21 protein-coding genes are annotated in these 21,157 nt (G+C 60.3%); all 21 read right to left on the minus strand.

What is annotated here, in order from left to right; translation table 11 throughout:
* Window positions 1-46: 46 nt before the first annotated feature.
* The 21 genes from gap to pyrF all read right to left on the minus strand — a co-directional run bounded on the left by gap (window position 47) and on the right by pyrF (window position 21,147).
* Window positions 47-1,054: a type I glyceraldehyde-3-phosphate dehydrogenase gene (gap, locus tag AC06DS_RS08085; protein ID WP_293791483.1), complete on the minus strand. Its 1,008-nt coding sequence runs from the start codon at window positions 1,052-1,054 to the stop codon at window positions 47-49.
* A 186-nt stretch (window positions 1,055-1,240) separates the two neighbouring features.
* Window positions 1,241-2,227: a DNA-binding protein WhiA gene (whiA, locus tag AC06DS_RS08090; RefSeq protein ID WP_477100463.1), complete on the minus strand. Its 987-nt coding sequence runs from the start codon at window positions 2,225-2,227 to the stop codon at window positions 1,241-1,243.
* Window positions 2,228-2,282: 55 nt separating this feature from the next.
* Entirely contained in the window at window positions 2,283-3,293 is a 1,011-nt protein-coding gene (locus AC06DS_RS08095) for a gluconeogenesis factor YvcK family protein (protein WP_476727648.1), read from the minus strand.
* 14 nt (window positions 3,294-3,307) lie between these two features.
* The gene (rapZ, locus tag AC06DS_RS08100; RefSeq protein WP_448307651.1) at window positions 3,308-4,183 is read right to left on the minus strand and encodes an RNase adapter RapZ; all 876 of its coding nucleotides are present in this window, start codon (window positions 4,181-4,183) and stop codon (window positions 3,308-3,310) included.
* 11 nt (window positions 4,184-4,194) lie between these two features.
* On the minus strand, window positions 4,195-6,246 hold the full coding sequence (gene uvrC / locus AC06DS_RS08105) for an excinuclease ABC subunit UvrC (RefSeq protein ID WP_477100464.1): 2,052 nt from the start codon (window positions 6,244-6,246) through the stop codon (window positions 4,195-4,197).
* A gap of 2 nt (window positions 6,247-6,248) precedes the next feature.
* On the minus strand, window positions 6,249-6,704 hold the full coding sequence (locus tag AC06DS_RS08110) for a PH domain-containing protein (protein WP_477100465.1): 456 nt from the start codon (window positions 6,702-6,704) through the stop codon (window positions 6,249-6,251).
* 65 nt (window positions 6,705-6,769) lie between these two features.
* Window positions 6,770-7,252 (minus strand): 6,7-dimethyl-8-ribityllumazine synthase, encoded by a 483-nt coding sequence (ribH, locus tag AC06DS_RS08115; RefSeq protein WP_293791489.1) that lies wholly within the window; start codon window positions 7,250-7,252, stop codon window positions 6,770-6,772.
* Window positions 7,253-7,289: 37 nt separating this feature from the next.
* Complete coding sequence (locus tag AC06DS_RS08120; RefSeq protein WP_293791491.1) at window positions 7,290-8,534, minus strand: bifunctional 3,4-dihydroxy-2-butanone-4-phosphate synthase/GTP cyclohydrolase II; 1,245 nt, start codon at window positions 8,532-8,534, stop codon at window positions 7,290-7,292.
* A 19-nt stretch (window positions 8,535-8,553) separates the two neighbouring features.
* Window positions 8,554-9,210 (minus strand): riboflavin synthase, encoded by a 657-nt coding sequence (locus AC06DS_RS08125; RefSeq protein WP_477100466.1) that lies wholly within the window; start codon window positions 9,208-9,210, stop codon window positions 8,554-8,556.
* Between the two features lie 66 nt (window positions 9,211-9,276).
* Complete coding sequence (ribD, locus tag AC06DS_RS08130) at window positions 9,277-10,341, minus strand: bifunctional diaminohydroxyphosphoribosylaminopyrimidine deaminase/5-amino-6-(5-phosphoribosylamino)uracil reductase RibD (protein WP_477100467.1); 1,065 nt, start codon at window positions 10,339-10,341, stop codon at window positions 9,277-9,279.
* 4 nt (window positions 10,342-10,345) lie between these two features.
* Window positions 10,346-11,023 carry a ribulose-phosphate 3-epimerase gene (gene rpe / locus AC06DS_RS08135; protein ID WP_477100468.1) on the minus strand — a complete coding sequence of 226 codons (678 nt, stop codon included), beginning with the start codon at window positions 11,021-11,023 and terminating at the stop codon, window positions 10,346-10,348.
* Window positions 11,024-11,040: 17 nt separating this feature from the next.
* Window positions 11,041-12,555 (minus strand): RsmB/NOP family class I SAM-dependent RNA methyltransferase, encoded by a 1,515-nt coding sequence (locus AC06DS_RS08140; RefSeq protein WP_477100469.1) that lies wholly within the window; start codon window positions 12,553-12,555, stop codon window positions 11,041-11,043.
* Between the two features lie 7 nt (window positions 12,556-12,562).
* A complete protein-coding gene (gene fmt, locus AC06DS_RS08145; protein WP_477100470.1) occupies window positions 12,563-13,567 on the minus strand; it encodes a methionyl-tRNA formyltransferase in 1,005 nt (334 codons plus the stop codon).
* Window positions 13,564-14,070, minus strand: a complete 507-nt coding sequence (gene def / locus AC06DS_RS08150) for a peptide deformylase (protein ID WP_477100471.1) — start codon at window positions 14,068-14,070, stop codon at window positions 13,564-13,566. Before def ends, fmt begins: the two co-directional genes overlap by 4 nt.
* An 11-nt stretch (window positions 14,071-14,081) precedes the next feature.
* Entirely contained in the window at window positions 14,082-16,145 is a 2,064-nt protein-coding gene (locus AC06DS_RS08155; RefSeq protein ID WP_477100472.1) for a primosomal protein N', read from the minus strand.
* A 25-nt stretch (window positions 16,146-16,170) separates the two neighbouring features.
* Window positions 16,171-17,397 carry a methionine adenosyltransferase gene (metK, locus tag AC06DS_RS08160; RefSeq protein ID WP_448307641.1) on the minus strand — a complete coding sequence of 409 codons (1,227 nt, stop codon included), beginning with the start codon at window positions 17,395-17,397 and terminating at the stop codon, window positions 16,171-16,173.
* Window positions 17,398-17,480: 83 nt separating this feature from the next.
* Window positions 17,481-18,749 carry a bifunctional phosphopantothenoylcysteine decarboxylase/phosphopantothenate--cysteine ligase CoaBC gene (gene coaBC / locus AC06DS_RS08165; protein WP_477100473.1) on the minus strand — a complete coding sequence of 423 codons (1,269 nt, stop codon included), beginning with the start codon at window positions 18,747-18,749 and terminating at the stop codon, window positions 17,481-17,483.
* Window positions 18,750-18,769: 20 nt separating this feature from the next.
* A complete protein-coding gene (gene rpoZ, locus AC06DS_RS08170) occupies window positions 18,770-19,051 on the minus strand; it encodes a DNA-directed RNA polymerase subunit omega (protein WP_034988049.1) in 282 nt (93 codons plus the stop codon).
* A gap of 87 nt (window positions 19,052-19,138) precedes the next feature.
* Window positions 19,139-19,705, minus strand: coding sequence for a guanylate kinase (gene gmk / locus AC06DS_RS08175; protein WP_293791507.1), 567 nt, complete (start codon window positions 19,703-19,705; stop codon window positions 19,139-19,141).
* Between the two features lie 2 nt (window positions 19,706-19,707).
* Window positions 19,708-20,028, minus strand: coding sequence for an integration host factor, actinobacterial type (gene mihF, locus AC06DS_RS08180; RefSeq protein ID WP_005294871.1), 321 nt, complete (start codon window positions 20,026-20,028; stop codon window positions 19,708-19,710).
* 294 nt (window positions 20,029-20,322) lie between these two features.
* Window positions 20,323-21,147 carry an orotidine-5'-phosphate decarboxylase gene (gene pyrF / locus AC06DS_RS08185; RefSeq protein WP_476727724.1) on the minus strand — a complete coding sequence of 275 codons (825 nt, stop codon included), beginning with the start codon at window positions 21,145-21,147 and terminating at the stop codon, window positions 20,323-20,325.
* Window positions 21,148-21,157 lie beyond the last annotated feature (10 nt).

Here is a 21,157-nt window from a genome sequence, read left to right on the forward strand (position 1 = left end):
TCGGAGCCGAACCCGTAATCCTTATAGCTTTGCGGACAAGGCCTACTTAGAGGCGCTCGCCGACGTAGGTTGCCAGGTCGACCAGACGGCAGGAGTAGCCCCACTCGTTGTCGTACCAGGAGACAACCTTGACCTGGTTGTCGATGACCTTGGTCAGGCCAGAGTCGAAAATAGAGGAGTGAGAATCACCCACGATGTCGGTGGAGACTAGCGGAGCGTCATCGGAGTACTTTGCAATCCCCTTCAGCTCATTCTCGGCTGCCTTCTTGAGTGCAGCGTTGACAGCCTCGACGGTGACCGGCTTCTCAGCTTCGAAAGTCAGGTCGGTCAGGGAGCCGGTGATAACCGGAACGCGCACTGCGTAGCCATCCAGCTTGCCCTTCAGCTGCGGCAGAACCAGGGAAACGGCCTTTGCAGCACCAGTGGAGGTCGGAACCAGGTTAACGGCTGCGGCGCGGGCGCGGCGCAGGTCCTTGTGCGGAGCGTCGTGCAGGCGCTGGTCGCCGGTGTAAGCGTGAACGGTGGTCATCAGGCCCTTGACGATGCCGAACTCCTCGTCGAGAGTCTTGGCCAGCGGAGCCAGGCAGTTGGTGGTGCAGGAGGCGTTGGAGATGATGTGGTGGTTCTCCGGGTCGTAGTCGGTGTGGTTTACACCAACGACAAAGGTAGCGTCCTCGTTCTTCGCCGGAGCGGAGATAATGACCTTCTTAGCGCCCGCGTCGATGTGTGCCTTGGCAGCCTCAGCATCGGTGAAGAAACCGGTGGACTCGATAACGATGTCCGCACCCAGCTCGCCCCAGTTCAGGTTCTTCGGGTCGCGCTCAGCAGAAACGGCGATGCGCTTGCCGTCGACGGTGATGGACTCGTCGTCGTACTCGATCTCGGCATCCAGGCGACCCATAACGGAGTCGTTCTTCAGCAGGACAGACAGCGTCTTGTTATCAGTCAGGTCGTTGATGCCCACAACCTCCAGGTCAGCGCCCTGGGAACGGATTGCGCGGAAGAAGTTACGGCCGATTCGGCCGAAACCGTTGATGCCAACACGGATAGTCATAAGTTGAACTCCTAAAAACTGCGTCTATTTTTCTTCGAGCTAGACGCCAAGGCCTACGGCTCAAAACTCCAAGCCCTCGACCCTCACGCCGACACCTCCGAGAGTACCTGCGCCTCCTAGGGTTCGCAGCGATTCTTATCCCATATGCGATGGGGGTATCCGTGCTGACTTCTACGGGGTTAGAAATCAATCAACGTCGTTGAACAACTCCGAGGTGACAGCGGAATGTGTGTCCGGTAATCCCAGTTCCTCGGCGCGTTTATCAGCCATTGAAAGCAGGCGTCGAATGCGACCTGCCACGGCATCCTTGGTCATCGGTGGCTCTGCAAGGCGACCGAGCTCCTCCAGCGAGGCTTCCTTATGTTCCACCCGCAACTGTCCTGCTTCGGCCAGGTGCTGGGGCACATCGTTTTCCAAGATCTCCAAGGCACGCTCCACGCGGGCGGCAGCGGCCACTGCGGCGCGGGCACTGCGGCGCAGATTCGCATCATCGAAGTTCGCCAGGCGGTTTGCTTTTGCCCGATTTTCGCGGTTCCGGCGCTGCTTCTCCCATATTTCGCGGGTCTCTTGAGCACCCATCAGCATGAGGAGCCGTCCGATGGAATCGCCGTCGCGGATTACGACGCGGTTGACTCCCCTGGCTTCCTTCGTCTTTGCAGTCACGTCAATACGGCGTGCGGCGCCGACCAGTGCCAGAGCGGCCTCATTCGACGGCGTCTGCACCTCCAGCGCGGACGAACGTCCCGGGTCCGTAATGTAGCCATGCGCCAGGAAAGCTCCGCGCCAGGCGGCTACACATTGATCCTTGGTGCCGCCGATAATGAATCGCGGCAAGCCTCGTACTGGGCGCCCTACGCGGTCGATCAACTCGGTGCGACGTGCCAGCTCCATGCCACCTTCAGTCCACCGCAGCACATGCCGAGGGCTGCGACGAAGATTGCCCGCACCGATAATCTGGTGCTCCGGTTCGATCTTGTAGAGCTGCTCCACCATGTCCGTGAGGCGACGAGCTGTATCTGCGGAGTCCACCTCAGACTCCACGACGATCTTCTTGTCCACCAGGTGCAAGGCAGCCGTGTACCGCAGCAGGCTGGCAACCTCCGCGGTCATCACATCATGGCGAGTCACCAGAACTCGATTTAGTTCTGCCTTCACATCGGCCGTCAGTGCCACGGACTGTCCTTCCTTCCCAACTTGCACACAGGGCACCCAATTATAGCCGAGCTAGCTATTCTCGCTCCGGCAGGTCTTGCACGCCGCCTGAAACCTCATGCAGAACCGCAGCGAGTTTGGTCGGATTGTGACGGTCGGTCCATCGCCCGCGGTTGTCGTCCTCCCGCACGTCGCGGTAGATCACTTTCGCGCCCAGTGCTGCCGCTGCCCTTTCGATATGACGCCGAGCGCTGGCCACGGGCATCGTCGACAGATCGACGATGACAACGTCAATCTTCAAGCTGGGACAATGCTGTCGCACCATATGGATATGGTGTTCCAAGGACATCCCGGCGGTCTCTCCAGGTTCCGGAACCAAGTTCAAGACCAGCGCCTTTACCGCCTTAGTTTGGTTGAGAGCATCCACGATTCCGGGGACGAGGAGGTGCGGGATCACACTGGAAAACCAGGATCCCGGGCCCATGGAGACCAAATCGGCATTAAGAATCGCCTCGACGGCCTCCGGAGACGCTGGCGGGTCCACGGGGTAGAGCTTCACTCGGCGCACCTCCCCCAGCGTGGATGCAACGGCAACCTGCCCGCGCACGGCAACAACCTCCCGTGGGTCTTCTTCCAGCCCGAGCACTTCGGCCTCAAGATCCAGCGGCTCGTTGCTCATCGGGATGACTCGCCCTTCGATGCCGAGGAGTCGACCAATCTCGTCCAGCGCCTTTAGCTCACTGCCCATAACCTGCGCCAGACCGGTGATAAGGAAATTGCCGAGTGCGTGGCCTTTGAGTGCGCCAGAACCGCCGAAGCGGTGTTGAATCACGTCTTCCCACATGCGTCCGCGCTCGTTATCGCGAGTGAGCGCCGCTAGCGCCATGCGCAGATCACCTGGCGGTAGAGAACCCAACTCACGACGAATGCGTCCTGACGATCCTCCGTCGTCGGCCACCGTCACTATGGCGGAGACATAATCCGCGATGGTGCGCGCCGAACGCAGAGTATTGAAAAGGCCATGTCCGCCGCCCAGGCAAGCCATCCGCGCGATTCGTTTCGGGGAAGAGTTTTCGTTATGCGTCATGTTGCTTTTCACCCCTAGCGTTCCAAGTCTCGGTGGGAAAGGTTTACGAGTACACCGTCTTTTGCCAGCCGGCGGGTTAGTTCCTCAGCGATCGCCACGCTGCGGTGGTGGCCACCAGTGCAGCCGATGGCTACGGATACGAAGAACTTGCCCTCTTTGCGGTATCCCGGCAGTACGGAGTGGATGAGTCCCACGGTGTGGTCGAGGAAATCTTCGGCCCCGGATTGAGACAGGACAAAGTCGGAGACGGGGGCGTCAATACCTCTAAAAGGGCGCAGCTGCGGATCCCAGTACGGGTTCGGCAGGAAACGAGCGTCCAGCAGTATGTCAATATCCTTGGGCGGTCCGTGCTTAAAGCCGAAACTCTGCAGATTAATGCGGACACTCGAGTGATCCGCAGCTGCGAAGAACTTCTCCAATTCACGGCGCAGATCGTGGATGCTCCGGTCGGTGGTATCCAAAACGATGTCAGCGCGTTCGCGGATGCTGGCGAGCATTTCGCGTTCACGGTCAATACCGTCCTGCAACGTGCCCTTTTGTTGCAGCGGGTGGGTGCGGCGCACAGCGTCAAAGCGCGCAATCAGTGCCTCATCCGTGGCATCCAAATAAAGCACTGTAGGGCGACGGCCTCCGGTATGGAGATCGTGCAGGACACTGGTGAGGCTGCCGGCGAAATCGCGGGAGCGGACGTCGGTGACGATGGCCAACTTCTCGATGGGCGAATCCGGGGAGAAACTAAGCTCAACCATTCGCACGATGAGCTCGGGCGGAAGGTTGTCCGCGACGTACCACCCGAGCTCCTCCAGGGCTGCGGCGGTAGCTCGACGCCCTGCCCCAGACATGCCCGTGATCAATATCAAACTGGGCTCTTGCTGCGTTGATGCGCTCATACTTCCCGATCCTACCCAGCATTGAGGGCGTCGTGAATAAGTTGTGCCAACTTCGGCCCAAAGCCCGGAAGCGCGGCGATGTCCTCCACACTGGCCTGCTTCACCTTCGCCACGGAGCCGAACTCCTTAACCAGTTGCTTACGGCGCTTCGGCCCGAGTCCCGGGATGTCGTCCAATTTGCTGCGCCGCATGCGGGCACTGCGTTGTTGGCGGTGGAAATTGATGGCGAAACGGTGGGCTTCGTCGCGGAGATTCTGTACTAGGTATAGAGCTGGCGAGTTGCGGGGAACGATAATGGGATACTCCTCGCCAGGGATCCAGATTTCCTCCAGACGTTTAGCGATGCCTACGAGAGTTACGTCGTTGACTCCAAGCTCATCCAAGACCTTTTGGGCCGCATTCACCTGTGGAAGGCCACCATCCACAATGAATAGCTGGGGCGGGTAAGCGAACTTCTGCTTTGCCGTGTCCGTGTGTTCGAGGTCCGCCTCGCCGTCGAGCAGATCTCCCCCGTCGTCGCCAGCGGGAACAGCGGATTTGTCCTGGTGATAGCGCTTGAAACGACGACGCACCACCTCCGCAATGGAAGCTACATCGTCGGAATGTCCATCACCGGCGGCCTCGCGGATCTTATAGCGGCGGTAATCGGCCTTCTTAGGCAGACCGTCTTCGAAAACCACCAAGCTGGCCACGACATCAGTGCCCTGGATATGCGAAATATCGGTGCACTCGATACGCAGCGGAGATTCGTCCATCCACAGTGCCTCCTGCAGCTCCTTCAAAGCTGCCGAACGTGCCGTAATGTCGCCCGCCCTCTTCAGCTTGTGCTGCGCCAACGCCTGTGTGGCGTTAGTTTCTGCAGTGGTCATCAGCGCCTTTTTGTCACCGCGCTGTGGCACCCTGATCTCCACATTGGAACCGCGCAGGCTTGTTAGCCATTCAGCCAAATCCGGGGCTTCTTCCGGCAAGACATGTACAAGAATTTCCCGTGGCACAGGCGTGACCTGCACATCACCCACCAGGTCGCCAAGATCCTGTGTGGACGCAGGGTTGATCGCGCGGGCAAGTTCCCTATCCACCTCCGGTCCGGATGCGCCACCGACCTGAGTCTCTGTGGCCTTAGCCAGTTCCGCGGTCTCCCCGTAGAACTGGGTAATGAAGTCCGCAACGAGCCGCTCCTCGCTCAGATCCTCGCGCTCGACGACCCACCCCCGCTGGCCATGGATACGTCCCCCTCGGACGTGGAAAATCTGCACCGCCGCCTCCAGCTCATCGGCGACGAAAGCGATGAGGTCGGCGTCGGTCTTATCGGAAAATACCACCGCCTGCCGCTCCATTGATTTTTGCATGGCCTGCAGTTGATCGCGCAGCGCGGCTGCTCGCTCAAAGTCTAGGTTTTCGGCAGCCTCCTCCATCTCCTTGCGCACCCTACGCAGCACTGGTTCGGTGTTGCCAGCCAAGAAGCTGGAGAACTGGTCGACGAGCGCCCGGTGACCTTCGGGAGTGATCTTGTCCACGCACGGGGCGCTGCATCGATCGATATAGCCGAGTAGACACGGCCTTCCCAAAGCTTCGTGACGCCTATACACCCCAGCTGAACACGTTCTAATAGGAAAGACGCGCGTCAAAGACTCAAGTGTCTCACGGATCGCCCAGGCCTTGGGATAGGGACCAAAGTAACGCACGCCCTTGCGCCGGGGACCGCGGTACATAAATGCCCGTGGAATCTCTTCCTTAACGCTGATCGCCAGCATGGGATAGGTCTTATCGTCCCGGTACATGACGTTAAACCGGGGGTTAAAGCGCTTGATCCAGGTGTATTCGAGGTTCAGTGCCTCCAATTCGCTGGAAACAACAGTCCATTGAACATGGCTCGCCGATTGCACCATGGCGCGGGTACGCGGGTGTAGCTGGCTGAGGTCCTGGAAATAATTAGACAGACGGGCGCGTAGGTTCTTGGCCTTACCGACGTAGATGACGCGTTCGTCGGCGTCGCGAAAAGTGTAGACGCCAGGATCGGTGGGGATGCTTCCGGGCTCGGGGCGGTAAGAAACGCTGCTCAAAGTTACTCGTCAAATGGCATGTATCGGTCTTCCAGCTGGCGGAAGTTCTCTACACGCTGCGCGATGAGCTGCTTATCGTAAATGTTAAGGGCCATCATGGGAACGAACTCAAAGTCCGGAAGTTCCAGGCGAGCCCACTTGGCCTCTTGGGGGAAGGACAATCCGTGGATGATTTCCCACGGATAGAACTGTCCGTTGACGATATTGCGAACTTCCACGCCTTGGCTATTCACCTTGACGTGCGGACGCAAGAGGGAGAGGGCAACGAAAGAGAAGACCAGTCCAATGCCGATGAATCCCCACTGATCGGCACGCGTTACCGTCACGCCAGTGTCTCCCACCGCCACGACGATGGACATGAAAATATGCACAGCCATGACCACAACGACCAGGATCCACGCCAGCTTCTTCAAGAACGGCGAGGAAACCTCCAGCTCCCATTCATCCTTATCGCTCACGGCATTCCACCCTACTCTGTTGACACGGGGCAGCCCTAAACGCCCCGCTTTGACACGGGGCAGCCCTAAACGCCCCGCTCGATCTGTCGCAGGACGAGAGCCGTATGAATCGCTGCAACCGCTGCGTCGCGCCCCTTGTTTTCCTTTGCATCCATGCCACCGGCACGGTCGATCGCCTGCTCATGGGTATCTACAGTAAGCACACCATTGCCAACGGGAGTGCCCGAGTCCAAGCCGGCGCGCGTAAGCCCGTAGGTCACTGCATCACAGACCACGCGGAAATGTTCGGTCTCACCCCGAATCACGCAACCGTTCGCCACCACGGCGTCAAAACGCTTACATGCCGCGGCGACCGCGACAGGCAGCTCGAGTGCCCCGGCGACTCGCCATTCGGTAACCTGCGCACCTGCTTCCTTAGCAGTCGCAATCGAGTGTTGGTGCAGCTGATCGGTAATGTCCGCATTCCACGATGCGCTGATCACTGCGACAGTCATGCCATAGGCAGAACCGGCCTTAATGTGGATGTCGGCGACTCCGTTATGCGCCATGGTAGGGGCTCCTCCTTGGTACTTCGATATGAGCTTTTCAGTCCAGCGTATCGAGTTGGTGACCCATCCGGTCCCGTTTCGTGCGAAGGTAGACCACATTGTCTTCATTGGGGTGCAACTCCACCGGAATGCGGGTGGCGACGTTAACACCGTGGCTGGCGAGGTCGTGGATCTTGTCCGGGTTGTTGGAAATCAGAGCAACCGTGTCTACTTTCAGATCCTTGAGAATCTGAGCTGCCGCGCTGTACTCGCGGGCGTCTATTGGAAGCCCCTGCTCGAGATTAGCGTCCACGGTGTCCAGCCCCTCGTCCTGCAGCACATACGCGCGGAGCTTCGGCAGTAGACCGATACCCCTACCCTCGTGACCGCGCAGGTAAATCAATACGCCACGCCCTTTCGACTCGATGTAGTCAAGCGCGGCAGAAAGCTGGTCACCGCAGTCGCAGCGGCGCGAGCCGAAGATATCGCCGGTAAGGCACTCAGAATGCACCCGAACCGGGACGGGTTGCTCCCCTGCGGTAGAGAGATCGCCCTTGACTAGCGCGATATGCTCTGTGCCATCGATGATGTTGACATAGCCGATCGCCCGGAAGTCTCCGTGCTTGGTCGGCAGCCGCGTTTCCACTGCTCGCTCCAAGGTTTGGGTGTGGTGGCGGCGCCAGTGTTGCAGCTGCTCGATGCTGATGAGAGCCAGTCCGTGTGCGTCGGCGAAGCGTCGCAGCTCGGGCAGGCGGGCCATGGTGGTGGGATCTTCCTCAGAGACGATCTCACACAGCGCCCCGGCGGGAGCCAGGTTCGCCGCCCGTGCCAGATCCACCGCGGCCTCGGTGTGGCCCTGGCGTACCAGCACGCCTCCGCGCTTAGCGCGCAGCGGAACCACGTGGCCTGGACGGTTGAAGGTCGCTGCGGTGGATGTAGGATCCGCCAACAGCCGTACTGTACGGGCTCGGTCGGTGGCGCTGATGCCGGTGTCCACGCCTTCGGCGGCGTCAACCGTTACCGTATAGGCGGTGCCACGGACGTCCTCGTTCCGGGCAACCATCGGCGGCAGACCTAGGCGGTCGCATTCGGCGCTATCCATGCCTACGCACACATAGCCGGAGCTATGGCGCACCATGAAGGCCATCAGCTCGGGAGTCGCTAGCTCGGCGGCGAAGATGAGGTCGCCCTCGTTTTCCCGGTTCTCGTCGTCGACGACCACTACGGCTTTACCCGCAGCGATGTCGGCAATGGCACGCTCCACGGAGTCCAGCTGAATGTCCTGGTTTTCGCTTGTGCTCATCGTGATCTTGCCTCTCGCGTTAGTTTTGCTGGCCGTTGGTGTTCGCGCAATGCTGAGATAGCCGTTCGACGTACTTCGCGAGCACATCGCACTCCACGTTGACGCGGGATCCCGGCTGCAGATCACCCAACATAGTGTCGGCCAGTGTGGTGGGAATCAGGGAGACTTCGAACCAGTCTTCTTCATTCTTCCCTACTGTCGGCACCTCTGAGACCTCAGCAATGGTCAGCGACGTGCCATTGATCGCTACCGAGCCCTTCTTGGCGAGGTAACGGGACAGCTCCGGCTGATCCAAACGGAAGCGGAAAATTTCCCAGTGCTCTGAGGGACGCCGCTCGATCAGCTGGGCAGTGCCGTCCACGTGTCCTTGCACGATATGCCCGCCAAAGCGCTGGCCGCTGGCCATCGCACGTTCGACATTCACCCGGTCGCCCACTGAGATGCTTCCCAGGGCACTGTAGTCCAGCGTCACCTGCATCACATCAGCTGTGAACTCTGCGGCCTTTTCGCCCGCGCCGAGCTCCGCGATAGTCAGGCACACGCCATTAATCGCGATGGAATCACCTCGCTTGGCATCCTCCAGCACGCCGGGGACAGTGAAACGCATCCGCAGCGAGTCTCCCGCTGCGTCAATAGCGGCGACCTGTCCGACCTCCTCGATGATCCCGGTGAACATGCGCGCTCCTAACGTTTTATGTATGTGATTACATACACATTAGCCCACTGTGGGTTACTCCCAGTGTCAGGGGGTACGTCCGGGCGCCGTCATCGTCCAGCGAATATCCCCACCCAATACCTCCAGCTCACGTGGCACAAAGCGCAGGGTATCTGCGATTGTCTGGCCGAGGGCGCCTCGCTGCGTGCTTAGCGACGCCACCCCTGCCCCCAACACTGCCGGTGCTGCGTAGTACTGCACTTCGTCCACTACCCCAGCGCCTATAAAAGCCGCAGCTACCTCTGCACCACCCTCCACCAGCAGCGTGCGCACATCGCGCTCCCAGAGGTCTGCAAGGGCAGCGTGTACGTCACGAGTGCGCAAGTGGACAGCCTGTCCCGGAGCGTCAAAAATCCGTGCGTCGGTGGGAACGTCACTGGTTCCTAGTACCACTCGCAGGGGCTGGAGATCCTCGGCAAAGGGCTTTCCTTGTGCATCACGTGCAGATAGGCGAGGGTTATCGGCGGCGACGGTACCAGTTCCGACAAGGATTGCATCACGACGGGTTCTGTCTTCGTGAGCAGCGACACGCGCAGCATCCCCGGTGATCCACTGGCTCGTTTTATCCACCGCAGCTACCCGTCCGTCCACCGTTGAGGCGATCTTGAGACAAACATGCGGACGTTGCTCAGCCATCGCGATAAGCCAGGGTTCCACGCTATACATCTGGGTCCACGGAACCAGCGTCGCACCACCTGGGGCAGTTGGCTGTGGCAGATAAGGACCAAAAACCTCCACACCGGCCGCGCGCAGAGTCTCGGCGCCCCCAGTCGCAGTGGGGTTCGGGTCTGCGAAGAGAAAATCAACGCGGCGAATACCCGCCTCAATCAGTGCCTGCGCACACGGACCCGTGCGGCCAGTGTGGTTACAGGGCTCCAAAGTCACAATCGCCCGGCCACCGCGGGCGCGGTCGCCGGCCTCCTGCAGTGCCATCACTTCAGCGTGTGCTGCGCCAGGGCGTTGTGTATGGCCACGGCCTACCACTACCCCGGCAGAGTCTTCGATCACCGCACCGACCGGCGGGTTCGGGCTAGCTTTCTGAGTCGCCTGCCAGCCGAGGCGGTGGGCGTCGGAAAACAGAGAAAGATCCATGTAGCTACTGGGCGCGAGTGCGGATCTCATCAACCGCCGCGGCGGGGTCTTCCTTGCCGAAGACACTGGAGCCGGCAACGTACACGTCCACGCCCGCGGCGGCGGACTCGGCAGCGGTCTCCGGCCCAATGCCTCCATCGATCTCGATGAGAGTATCTAGGCCTAATTCGTCGATACGGCTGCGCAGCGCGCGAACCTTGTCCAGTACCTCGGGCATAAACTTCTGGCCGCCGAAGCCCGGCTCCACACTCATCACCAGAACGAGGTCAAACTTGTCCAGATGATCCAGAAGTGGCTCCACCGGAGTATTCGGCTTGATCGAAATTCCCGCCGCCGTGCCGTGTCCGCGCAACTTGTCGGCCAAGGCAATAGCTGCGTCGACATCCGCTACGGCTTCCAGGTGGAAGGTGACGGACTGGAAGTCATCAGCATAGTCTTCCGCCCACTTCTCCGGGTTCTCAATCATCAGGTGCACATCCAAGTGCTTGTCCGTGTGGGGAAGCAGCGACTTGGCCACGGGAAGACCGAAAGAAAGGTTAGGAACGAAGTGGTTATCCATCACGTCGATGTGCAACCAGTCTGCATTCGGTACTCGGCCAATTTCGCTGGCCAAGGCAGAGAAATCGGCGGCGAGGATCGACGGGGCGATGAGCGGGGTGCGGGAAGTGCGGGGGTTCGGCATTGGAACCAAAAGCCTTTCTACTTGTCTGCGGGGCGGCTTGCCGGGCGCAGCGCGGCGAAGAACATTGCGTCGGTGCCGTGGATATGGGGCCAGAGCTGAACAAAGGGCTTAGTCTGGGCGACGTTCGTGGCGGCTAGCTCAGGCAGGTACTCAGTAACGTCCAAAATCTCTGCACCGGTACGTGCCGCGACAGAGCGAACCACGTCCGTAGTCTCCTTAGGGTGCGGGGAGCACGTGGAGTAGATCACCACTCCGCCCGGGGCGGCCACAGCCAGGCCACTGGTCAGCAACTCGCGCTGGAGCGTGACAAGCGGCGGAACATCCTCTGGGGACTTCGTCCACCGAGCCTCAGGACGCCGACGCAACGCACCGAGACCGGAACACGGGGCGTCGATCAGTACACGAGTAAAACCACCCTCCGGAATATTCAGGCTCTTGATCTCTTCCAACTTCCGCCCATCGCCCACGTGCACACGCACTGGCAACTCGCGGACAGTCTGCTCGATCAACGTGGCGCGGTGCTGGGCAATCTCCACCGCATCCACACTCGCCTGCTCGGACAGCGCGGCTGAGGCAATAAACGCAGTCTTGCCGCCCGGCCCCGCGCAGAGATCCAGCCACCGGCCAGGCAGTTCGGCAGCCACAGGTACGCGGGTCGTAGCCATGGCGATCAGCTGCGAACCTTCATCCTGTACGCTCGCCAGCCCCTCGCGCACCGGGGCGATGTCGCCGGGGGCGCCTTCATCCAGATACACCGCGTAGGGCGAGAACCTGCCCTCGGTACCACCGGTGATCAGTGCCAACTCCTCGCCGCTAATCTGGCCGGGGCGGGCTGCCAGATGCACAATCGGGCGCGCGTCATCGGCAGCCAGCGCATATTCAAGTTCGCTGCGCCCTTCTTCGGTAGCGGGATCCACTCCCAGGGACTCAGCGAATACCTGGGCAATCCATTCCGGGTGTGCATTGCGCAAGCTTATGTCTGCCAGTTCATTACCTGGCGCCACTCGCTCGATCCATGTTTCGGGCTTCTTCCGGGTCAGCCCTCGCAGCACCCCGTTGACGAACCCGGATGCTTGGCCTGCGCCATGGGCTTTCACCAACTCCACCGATGTGTTGACGGCAGCGTGGTTCTCCACCCGTGTGCGCAGGATCTGGTAAGCGCCCATGCGGAGGGCATCAAGGGCTACTGAGTCGATCTTTTCAATCGGGCGCCCAGCAGCGTCAGCGATGATTGCGTCCAATAGTCCGCGTGCGCGCAGGGTGCCATAGGTCAGCTCTGTGGCAAATGCGGCGTCGCGTCCCTTTATACCTGCTTCCCGCAGCGCCTTGGGCAGCACCAAGTTGCCGAAAGCGTCGTCGACTGTGACGGCCCGTAATACGCCAAAGACGACGTCGCGTACCTTGTCCCCGGAGCCCTTTGCACGGCTTTTCCGCTGCCTATGTTCGGGACGGCGTTGCTGGTAGCCCGTAGCCTTTGCGGGTTTATGTTCGCCGCTGCGCGCCGATTCAGAACGCGCCCTGAAGCCTCCCATGTGCCTATTACTCCCCTGTTTCCGCTTCTGTGTTCCGGGCGCTGAAGGTCGGATGCTTCGCCAGCAACTCCTGCTGACCGCGCGCCCAGGCGGCCGCGTCCATCATCTTCTTCCCCGGCGGTTGGATCAGCGTGATCTCTAGCGCGCTGGTGCCCGTGCCTACGAAAACTTTTTTGTTCGACGCCACAACATCACCTGCACCGAGTTCAGCAAGTTCTGACGCGTCCGTGGGTGAGGTAGGTAGCAGCATGCCGATCTTGAACCGTTGGTCGTCCAACAAAGTCCATGCACCAGGCGCCGGAGTGTGAGCACGGGCAGTGCGCTGAATGACTTCGGCGGGCTGCTTCCAATCGATTTGCGCATCAGCCGGGTGAATCTTCGGCGCGTGTGTGGCCGCCTCATCGTCCTGTGCGGACAGCTCAGCAGAGCCATCATCCATCTCGATGAGGGCATCGGCCAGTAGCTCGCGTCCGGCATAGGTCAGACTTGCCAGCAGGTCGTCTGCCGTATCTTCAATGGCGATCTTCTGGGTCAGTTGGGCGGCGACTGGGCCGGTGTCCAGCCCCTGTTCGATGCGGAAGATGGATGCTCCCGTGTACTCGTCGCCAGCGGCCAGCGCTGCTTGAACGGGCGCTGCACCGCGCCAGCGTGGCAGGAGTGAGTAGTGCAGGTTTACCCATCCATGCTCAAACACGTCGAGGAGGTCGGTAGGAATCAGGTTGCCATAGGCCACTACTGCTGTGGCAGACACACCGCGTTCGGCGAGGTTGGAAAGCACCGCGCGGGCCTCGTCACCGGATTCCGTACCGGCTTTGAGGCTGGGCCATTTGTAAGTGGGGATGGCGGCCTTTTCCGCAACTTCCGCGACCTTCGATGGGCGCAGGCTGCGGCCACGTCCCCGCTTGGCGTCGGGCTGGGTAACCACCGCAACGACCTCGATACGCTCATCGGCGATGAGGTGTTCTAGCGCCACGGCGGCGGGTTCCGGAGTGCCGGCAAAGACGATTTTCACTGTTTAAACCACTCCGATTCGCGAATTTGGCGCATTGCCTCACGGCGCTGGTCTGCCTCTAGGTGTTCGATGAAAAGCACGCCATCAAGATGGTCGGTTTCGTGTTGCACACAACGCGCAAGCAAGTCCGTAACCTCGCGGTCAATCTCCTCGCCATCGACGGTCGTACCACGCAAGCGCACTCGCTGGGCACGGGTGACGTCACCGCCGACGTCCGGGATGGAAAGGCAACCCTCGCCCCCGGTTTGCGTCTCCTCACCCACGGCCTCCCAAGTCGGGTTGATCACATGTCCGCGATCCCCATCGCAGTCGGAGACGAAAATGCGGCGAGTGATACCCACCTGGTTGGCGGCCAGTCCCACGCCACCGAAGTGATCCATGGTCTCCAGCATGTCCTCGACCAGGCGACGCGTTCCCGCATCCTGAATAAGTTCTGATTTCACTGGGTCCGCCACGGTCTTAAGGACCGGGTCCCCAAAGTAGCGCATGTTCAGCACGGTCATGGTTATCAACACTAACCGATCCGCACAGGATCCATGACAACCCTCAGGGCGTCGGGTTGGGTTGAACGACTGCCCCGCTGGATTGTGCGTACCGATTGGGCGCTGCGCAACGCTTGCCCCAGCGCAATGTGCTGGTCGGCGGGAACCCGCACCAGCATGCGCCTGGCGGCCTGCCGAGCTTGCGGGTCGTGGCTATCAATTCCGGCGGGCAAACGCACTCCGGGTGGAAGCTCCACGGGGCCTAAGGTCTCCGCACCCGGGGGTAACTCCCAGTTGGATTCAAGTCCTTCAATCGCCGTACTGGTGCCGTCGACAGCAGCCACGGCAAAAGCTGGAGGGAAGGCAGCCTCGGCGCGGTGAGCAAGTTCGGCACGAGCTGCCCCGACCGGATCCCAGCGAATAAGCTGTTGAGCCGTGGGGAGGCTGGCCGCGCCGGCGAAGACAACCTTGCCGCCATTCGTTCGGGGCGCCACAAGTGATGCTGCTTCCATCCAATGCCGAAGCGCTGTCTCAGCCGCTCTTAGGTCTTGTCTGCCCAACAGAATCCAAGGATCCACCAAAACCGCTGCGCCATAGAGGCCGTCTTCCACAGTGGGCTCGGCCCCAGGGGTGGCTACTACTATGCTCCCGCGACGCTTCACGCTGTCCACCACGTGCTTGCCACCGCTAGCGATGATTGGCACACCAGGAAAGGCCCGCCCCAACTCTTCCACGGTCCGGTCATGCCCTATGACAGACAAGCGCACGCTGTGGTTACCGCAACTTGGACAGGTGAATAGCCCCGCAGTTTGCCCACACCACCGGCAGCGCGGTGGAGCTGCATCCGCACTTGTCGGCAGTTCCAATGGCCCATTACAGTGTCTGCAGCGCGCGGGGGTACGACACTGTGCACAGGCCAACGCGGGTGCGTACCCGCGGCGCGGTACCTGCACCAGAGCGGGCAGGTCATTATCCAGGCATTCTCGTACAGCGCCAAAAGCCATGGAGGGGATTCTTGCCCCGGGCGCATGCAGCTCCCGTTCCGTGGCTCCGTCTGTCTCCCCTAATCCCCGGATCCATGGCATGGCCTCATGTAAGGAATCTCGGGTGGGCAACAGGGGATACACCAGTTTCCGATCCACCCACTGCTGTACTTCCGCCGACCTATGAACCCCAGCGATCAGCAGTCCCGCCCCGGTGTGCTGTGCATGCAGCGCCAGTGCTTCGCGCGCATGGATATACGGTGCACGCGGATCCACCAGATTATCGTCGGACTCACCTATCAGCACCATTAACCGGGGCTTGGGCATTGGCAGCAACGCCGCTGAGCGGGTACCGACCACCACCCGCGCTTGACCTGCCAGAACGGATAAGTAGCGGCGGTATCGTGCATTGGGGCCGACCTGGGCCGTCAGCTCCATCACCTGCGCGGTGTTCATATGCTCTTTTAAACCGGCTACCAGGCGATCGACCAAGCGTTGGTTGGGTGCCACCACCAAGACCCCACCGTCGGTGTTCCAGGCCACGGCAGCTGCAATAGCCGCGATGAGGGTGGGGATGTCGCGGCCTGGGGGCGTCAATAAACAAGCCCTGGCAGGTTTGCCCTCGACGAGCGCAGAAAGGAACGCCCCACCGTGAGGATAAGGCGTAAGGGCCTCCTCCGCGGCCTGATAGGAGTCGGCGGAAGCCTGCTCGACGGACTGCAACTTCGCACCAAGGTTTTCCCATGCCGCGCCATCGGCGAACAAGCCCGCCTCTTCCGCTGAGGCATGCCGGGAGGGCACAACCGAACGCAGGATATCCGAACGCACCCCGGCATAGCGGTCCGCTAGAACGTTCACCAGCTCCCATAGGTGCTTCGGCAACACACGCAGGGGGCTAATCACTCGTTCCAGTGGTCGCAGCTCGCCGGGATGGTCACTCCGTCGGCGCCGTTCAATAACGAAGGCATCGACGAGTCGCCCGGAAAAGCGAACGCGAACGCGCACACCCGGTTGGGCGTGCGCATCCATGCTTTCCGGCACCGCGTAGTCGAAAAGCCGATCTAGGTGTGGCACGCCGAGTAACGGCAGGACTCGCGCGACGGGCTGTTCCACAGTGCTAATTGCTACCTGCTACGTGCTACTGAGCGGCCTCGACAGCCTTCTTCAGCGCAGCCACTCGGTCGGTGCGCTCCCACGGCAGGTCCAGGTCGGTCCGGCCAAAGTGGCCGTAAGCGCTGGTCTGGGCGTAAATCGGGCGCTTGAGGTCAAGCTCCTGAAGAATCGCAGCGGGGCGCAGATCGAATACCTGGCGGACGGCATCCTGAATGACCTCCACTGGAACGGTCTCGGTGCCGAAGGTCTCCACGTACAGGCCAACAGGCGTTGCGCGGCCGATAGCGTAGGCCACCTGAACCTCCGCACGGTCAGCCAGCCCGGCAGCCACAATGTTCTTGGCCACCCAACGCATGGCATAAGCACCGGAGCGGTCGACCTTGCTTGGATCCTTTCCGGAAAACGCACCACCTCCGTGGCGAGCCATGCCGCCGTAGGTGTCGACGATGATCTTGCGGCCGGTCAGGCCTGCATCACCCATGGGGCCACCCAGAACGAAGGATCCAGAGGGATTCACCAGCAGCGTGTAGTCTGTGTCGGCCAGGTTGCCACTCAATCCTGCCTCGTCCAGCACATACTGAACAACGTGGGTGCGGATCTGCTCATGTAGCCACTCCTGTTCGATGCCGTCGTCGTGCTGAGTGGAAACCACGACCGTATCCAGGCGAACCGGGGTGCCTTCTGCGTCATAAGCGAAGGTCACCTGTGTCTTTCCGTCGGGACGCAGATGCGGGACGATGCCCTTTTTGCGCACCTCGGTCAGGCGCCGCGATAGGCGGTGCGCCAGCGCGATCGGCAGTGGCATAAATTCTGGGGTTTCGTTGGTGGCATAGCCGAACATGAGGCCCTGGTCACCGGCGCCCAGGCGGTCGATTTCGTCGAGCTCTGCGCCGTCATCGTCGTTCTGGGAGCGGTGCTCCAAGGCGGTGTCCACTCCTTGCGCAATCTCCTGGGACTGTTCGCCGATTGCGATGCTTACGCCGCAGGTAGAGCCGTCAAAGCCCATATCGGAGCTGTTGAAGCCGATCTCCAGCAGAGTTTTGCGTACGAGTGCGGGAATCTCTACATAGGTGGTAGTGCGGATTTCGCCGACAACGTGAACCAGTCCGGTGGTCACGACGGTTTCGACGGCCACGCGTGCCTCTGGGTCCTTGGCAAGCAATGCGTCGAGGATCTTGTCGGAGATCGCGTCGCAGATCTTGTCAGGGTGCCCTTCGGTGACGGACTCGCTGCTAAATAGGCGCAAAGACACGTGGAATTTTTCCTTTTTTAGGTATCAGTTATTAAGGACTCTTAAGTCGATGGACACATACTAGACCAAGCTGTCTGTATTTGTCACGTAGTGGTTGATTTAGTCTCGCATACAGCCTTCCAGATCGCGGCAGCGACCCTGGTCTTCGGACCAGGCGGCACCTCAATGACCTCTCCATTGGGGCGGAGGATCCAGCCCGCACTATCCGGCTGGCCAAAAACCTTGCCCTCGCCCACGGCATTGCACATCAAAAGATCGCAGCCCTTCTTCTGTAGCTTTTTGCGAGCGAAGTCCAGCGGGCTACTGTTCTGGTCGCCGGTTTCTGCCGCGAAGCCCACGATCTTTGTTGTGGACGCTACGGCTCCGCGTGCCCGTGCCTCAACCACACCGGCTAGGATGTCCGGGTTCTCGGTGAGCTGAATCGTCGACAGATCAGCGTCAGAGCCCTTCTTCATCTTCGATCCGGCCACCTCTGCTGGTCGGTAGTCGGCTACAGCTGCAGCCATGATGACCACGTCTGCGGTGGTGGCATGTTCCATTACCGCTTCTTGCATCTCACGAGCGGTCTTCACCCTAACAACCTCGGCTCCACTGGGCGTGGGCAAGTTCTCCGTCACCCCAGCCACGAGGGTAACTTTGGCTCCCCGCTGAGCCGCAACCTCTGCCAGCGCGTAGCCCTGTCGCCCAGACGAGGCATTACCCAGATAGCGCACGGGATCCAACGGCTCATGCGTGCCACCGGCGCTAATGAGTACCCGCTTGCCTTCGAGATCACGGGTAAATGCATCTCGATCCGCCTGCACAGTAAGAGCCAACTGGCCAATCTGTTCCGGTTCCGGCAGCCGACCGGCGCCAGTGTCTGTGCCAGTAAGTCGCCCGTGGGCGGGATCCAGGACGGTAATCCCGTGCCGACGCAGCGTCGCCACATTATCTACAGTCGCCGGGTTCTCCCACATCTCCGTGTGCATTGCAGGAGCCAGCACCACGGGGCACGTCGCTACCAAACAACTTGCAGTCAGCAGATCATCGGCACGTCCATGAGCAATCCGAGCCATCAAATCCGCCGTTGCCGGAGCCACGACAAAAAGATCGGCTTCTTGCCCGAGCCGAACGTGCTGTACCTCATCCACCGCATCGAATACTTCGGTCGCCACCGGATGGCCCGACAGCGCTTCAAATGTCGCAGCGCCTACGAAGTTCAATGCCGATCGGGTCGGAATCACCCGCACATCATGGCCACGTTCAGTGAAATAGCGCACCAAGTGAGCGGCCTTATACGCAGCAATGCCGCCCCCTACGCCGATAACGACGCGGAGCGGCTTGGTGTTGGTTAAAGCTGATGCAACGTTCACAACGAATCAGCCTAGCTGGTTTAACCCTCGGTGTGTTCCAACAGATCCCGGTTAATCTCGCGCAGAGCGATGGAAAGGGGCTTCTCGTGGACATCCGGGGTAACCAGAGGTCCGACGAACTCAAAGACGCCCTCGTCGACCGTCTGGAAGTAGTCGTTGATCTGACGTGCGCGCTTAGCTGCGAAGATGACCAAGGCGTACTTGGAAGACACCTTCGTGAGAAGCTCGTCGATGGGTGGGTTGGTGATGCCTACAGGAGGATCGAACACGCTGTCGTTCGCATTCACGTCCTGGTTTTCCACGGTATGCACCTTCTTTGGTGGGTTGTAAACTGTATATTCTTTTAGTTCTCTATTGAGCACAGTGCTCGCAGCGTGCCACTGCGGCTTCTATCGGAGAAAGCCGCTGATCGTCGCGACTGCTTGTTCCACGTCATCGTTGACCACCACATGGTCGAACTCCGACTGCGAGGCCATTTCGACTTTCGCAGTCTCCAAGCGACGTTCAATGACGTCCTGGGTTTCCGTACCGCGACCGGTCAGACGCTCTACGAGCACTTCCCAGGACGGCGGCGCAAGGAAAACCGTTTGTACCTCGGGTAGCATCTTCTTGACGTTACGAGCGCCTTCGAGGTCAACCTCGACGAGAACGGGGCGGGCTTGAGCCAACGCGTTCTCAATCGGCTCACGCGGCGTGCCGGATAGCTGCAGACCACCGTGGATCTCCGCCCACTCGAGCATCTTACCCGCCGCGATATTGTCCTCGAACTGCTCGCGGGTGACGTAGATGTAGTCCTCGCCATCGACTTCGCCCGGACGTGGGGCGCGGGTGGTCATGGACACACTGAAGAACAGATCCGGAACGTCCGAGCGCAGGCGACGAACGACTGTGGACTTCCCCACTGCCGAAGGTCCTGCGAGTACGACGATCCGGCCGCTATTCAGGTCCTGGCTCAAGATTATTCCTCGAAACCGAAGTGCTCCAGCAGGGCGCGACGCTGACGGTCGCCCAGGCCACGGATACGGCGGGTTTCGGCGATCTCCAGCTGCTCCATGATTTCCTTGGCCTTCACCTTGCCAACCTTCGGCAGGGAGACCAGCAGAGCGGAAACCTTCATCTTGCCCAGGGTCTCATCGGTTTCGGCGTCCTTCAGGACCTGCTTCAGGTCGGTGCCGCCACGCTTCAGCTTCTCGCGCAGTTCTGCGCGTGCCTTGCGTGCCTCGGCTGCCTTCTTCAGCGCCGCTGCGCGCTGCTCATCGGTCAACTGGGGAAGTGCCACGGGTGCCTCCGTTTAATATTCTCGTCTTTTGAATGGAAAGTTTTTCTGGTTGATAACCAGCATGCTGTAGAGACCGAACGGTATTCCAAGCAACGCTGGATATTAAGTTGTCTCGGATAATTTTGCCAAGCTGACACACCGAGAATATGTTCTCGACTACTGTACACGGTTCAGGAAAGACACCTAAAAGTGCAACTGCGGTACCGCGACACTAGGTTTCAAACAATGCATGTCAGTGTAGCACCCGGAATCCTAGAAAGCAGCAAAAGCCCCTGCTAAAAGCCGGTTAAAGTCTCAAAGTGTGAGCTGTGTCGCCTGCTCTTTCACCGCTGCGCGGAGGTCGGCCACGTCGGGTCCGGCACGGAGCACACCGCGAGAGACATTTGGTGAGACTAATGACGCCGTCTCGTCTCCCCCGGCAATACGCTTCACATCGTCCATAGTTCCGCCCTGTGCACCTACCCCAGGCATCAGAACCATGCCGCCGACACGGTCCAAGCGGGGTGGATCAGCCAGGGTTGCGCCTACCACCACGCCCACGTTGCCAGCACCGGAATGCTGGGCATTTTCCTCGGCCACTCGATCCACAATGTGTTGCGCCAGGTTCACCTGCGTTCCATCAAACAGGGAACGCTGAACGCCACGGGCCTCCGGGTTAGAGGTTGCAGCCAGCACGATCACTCCCCTGCCATGTCGCTCGCCCAGGTCGAGAACAGGCCGCAGGGATTCAAACCCCAACCAGGGGGAAACGGTCACGGCGTCACTACACAAGGGCGACTCCGGGTCCAGCCATGCTCGGGCATAACCTGCCATAGTGGATCCAATGTCGCCACGCTTGGCGTCGGCAATCACCAAAACACCTGCGCGTCGTAACTGTGCAATTGACTCTTCCAGGACAGCTAGACCCGCAGAACCGAACTGTTCATAGAAGGCAACTTGAGGTTTTACGACACACGCAACATCCGCAAAAGCCTCGACGCACGTCTTACTGAAGGCCTCAAGCCCTTCGACAGTCGCTTTGAGTCCCCAAGCTTCCAAGATGCCGACGTGGGGATCCATGCCCACGCAAAGCTGCCCATAGGTCTTAGAGCGCTCAAGGAACCGCTGCCCAAAGGTCAGGCTTGGGCCT

It is taken from the genome of Corynebacterium sp. TUM25015 (genome assembly GCF_056393505.1).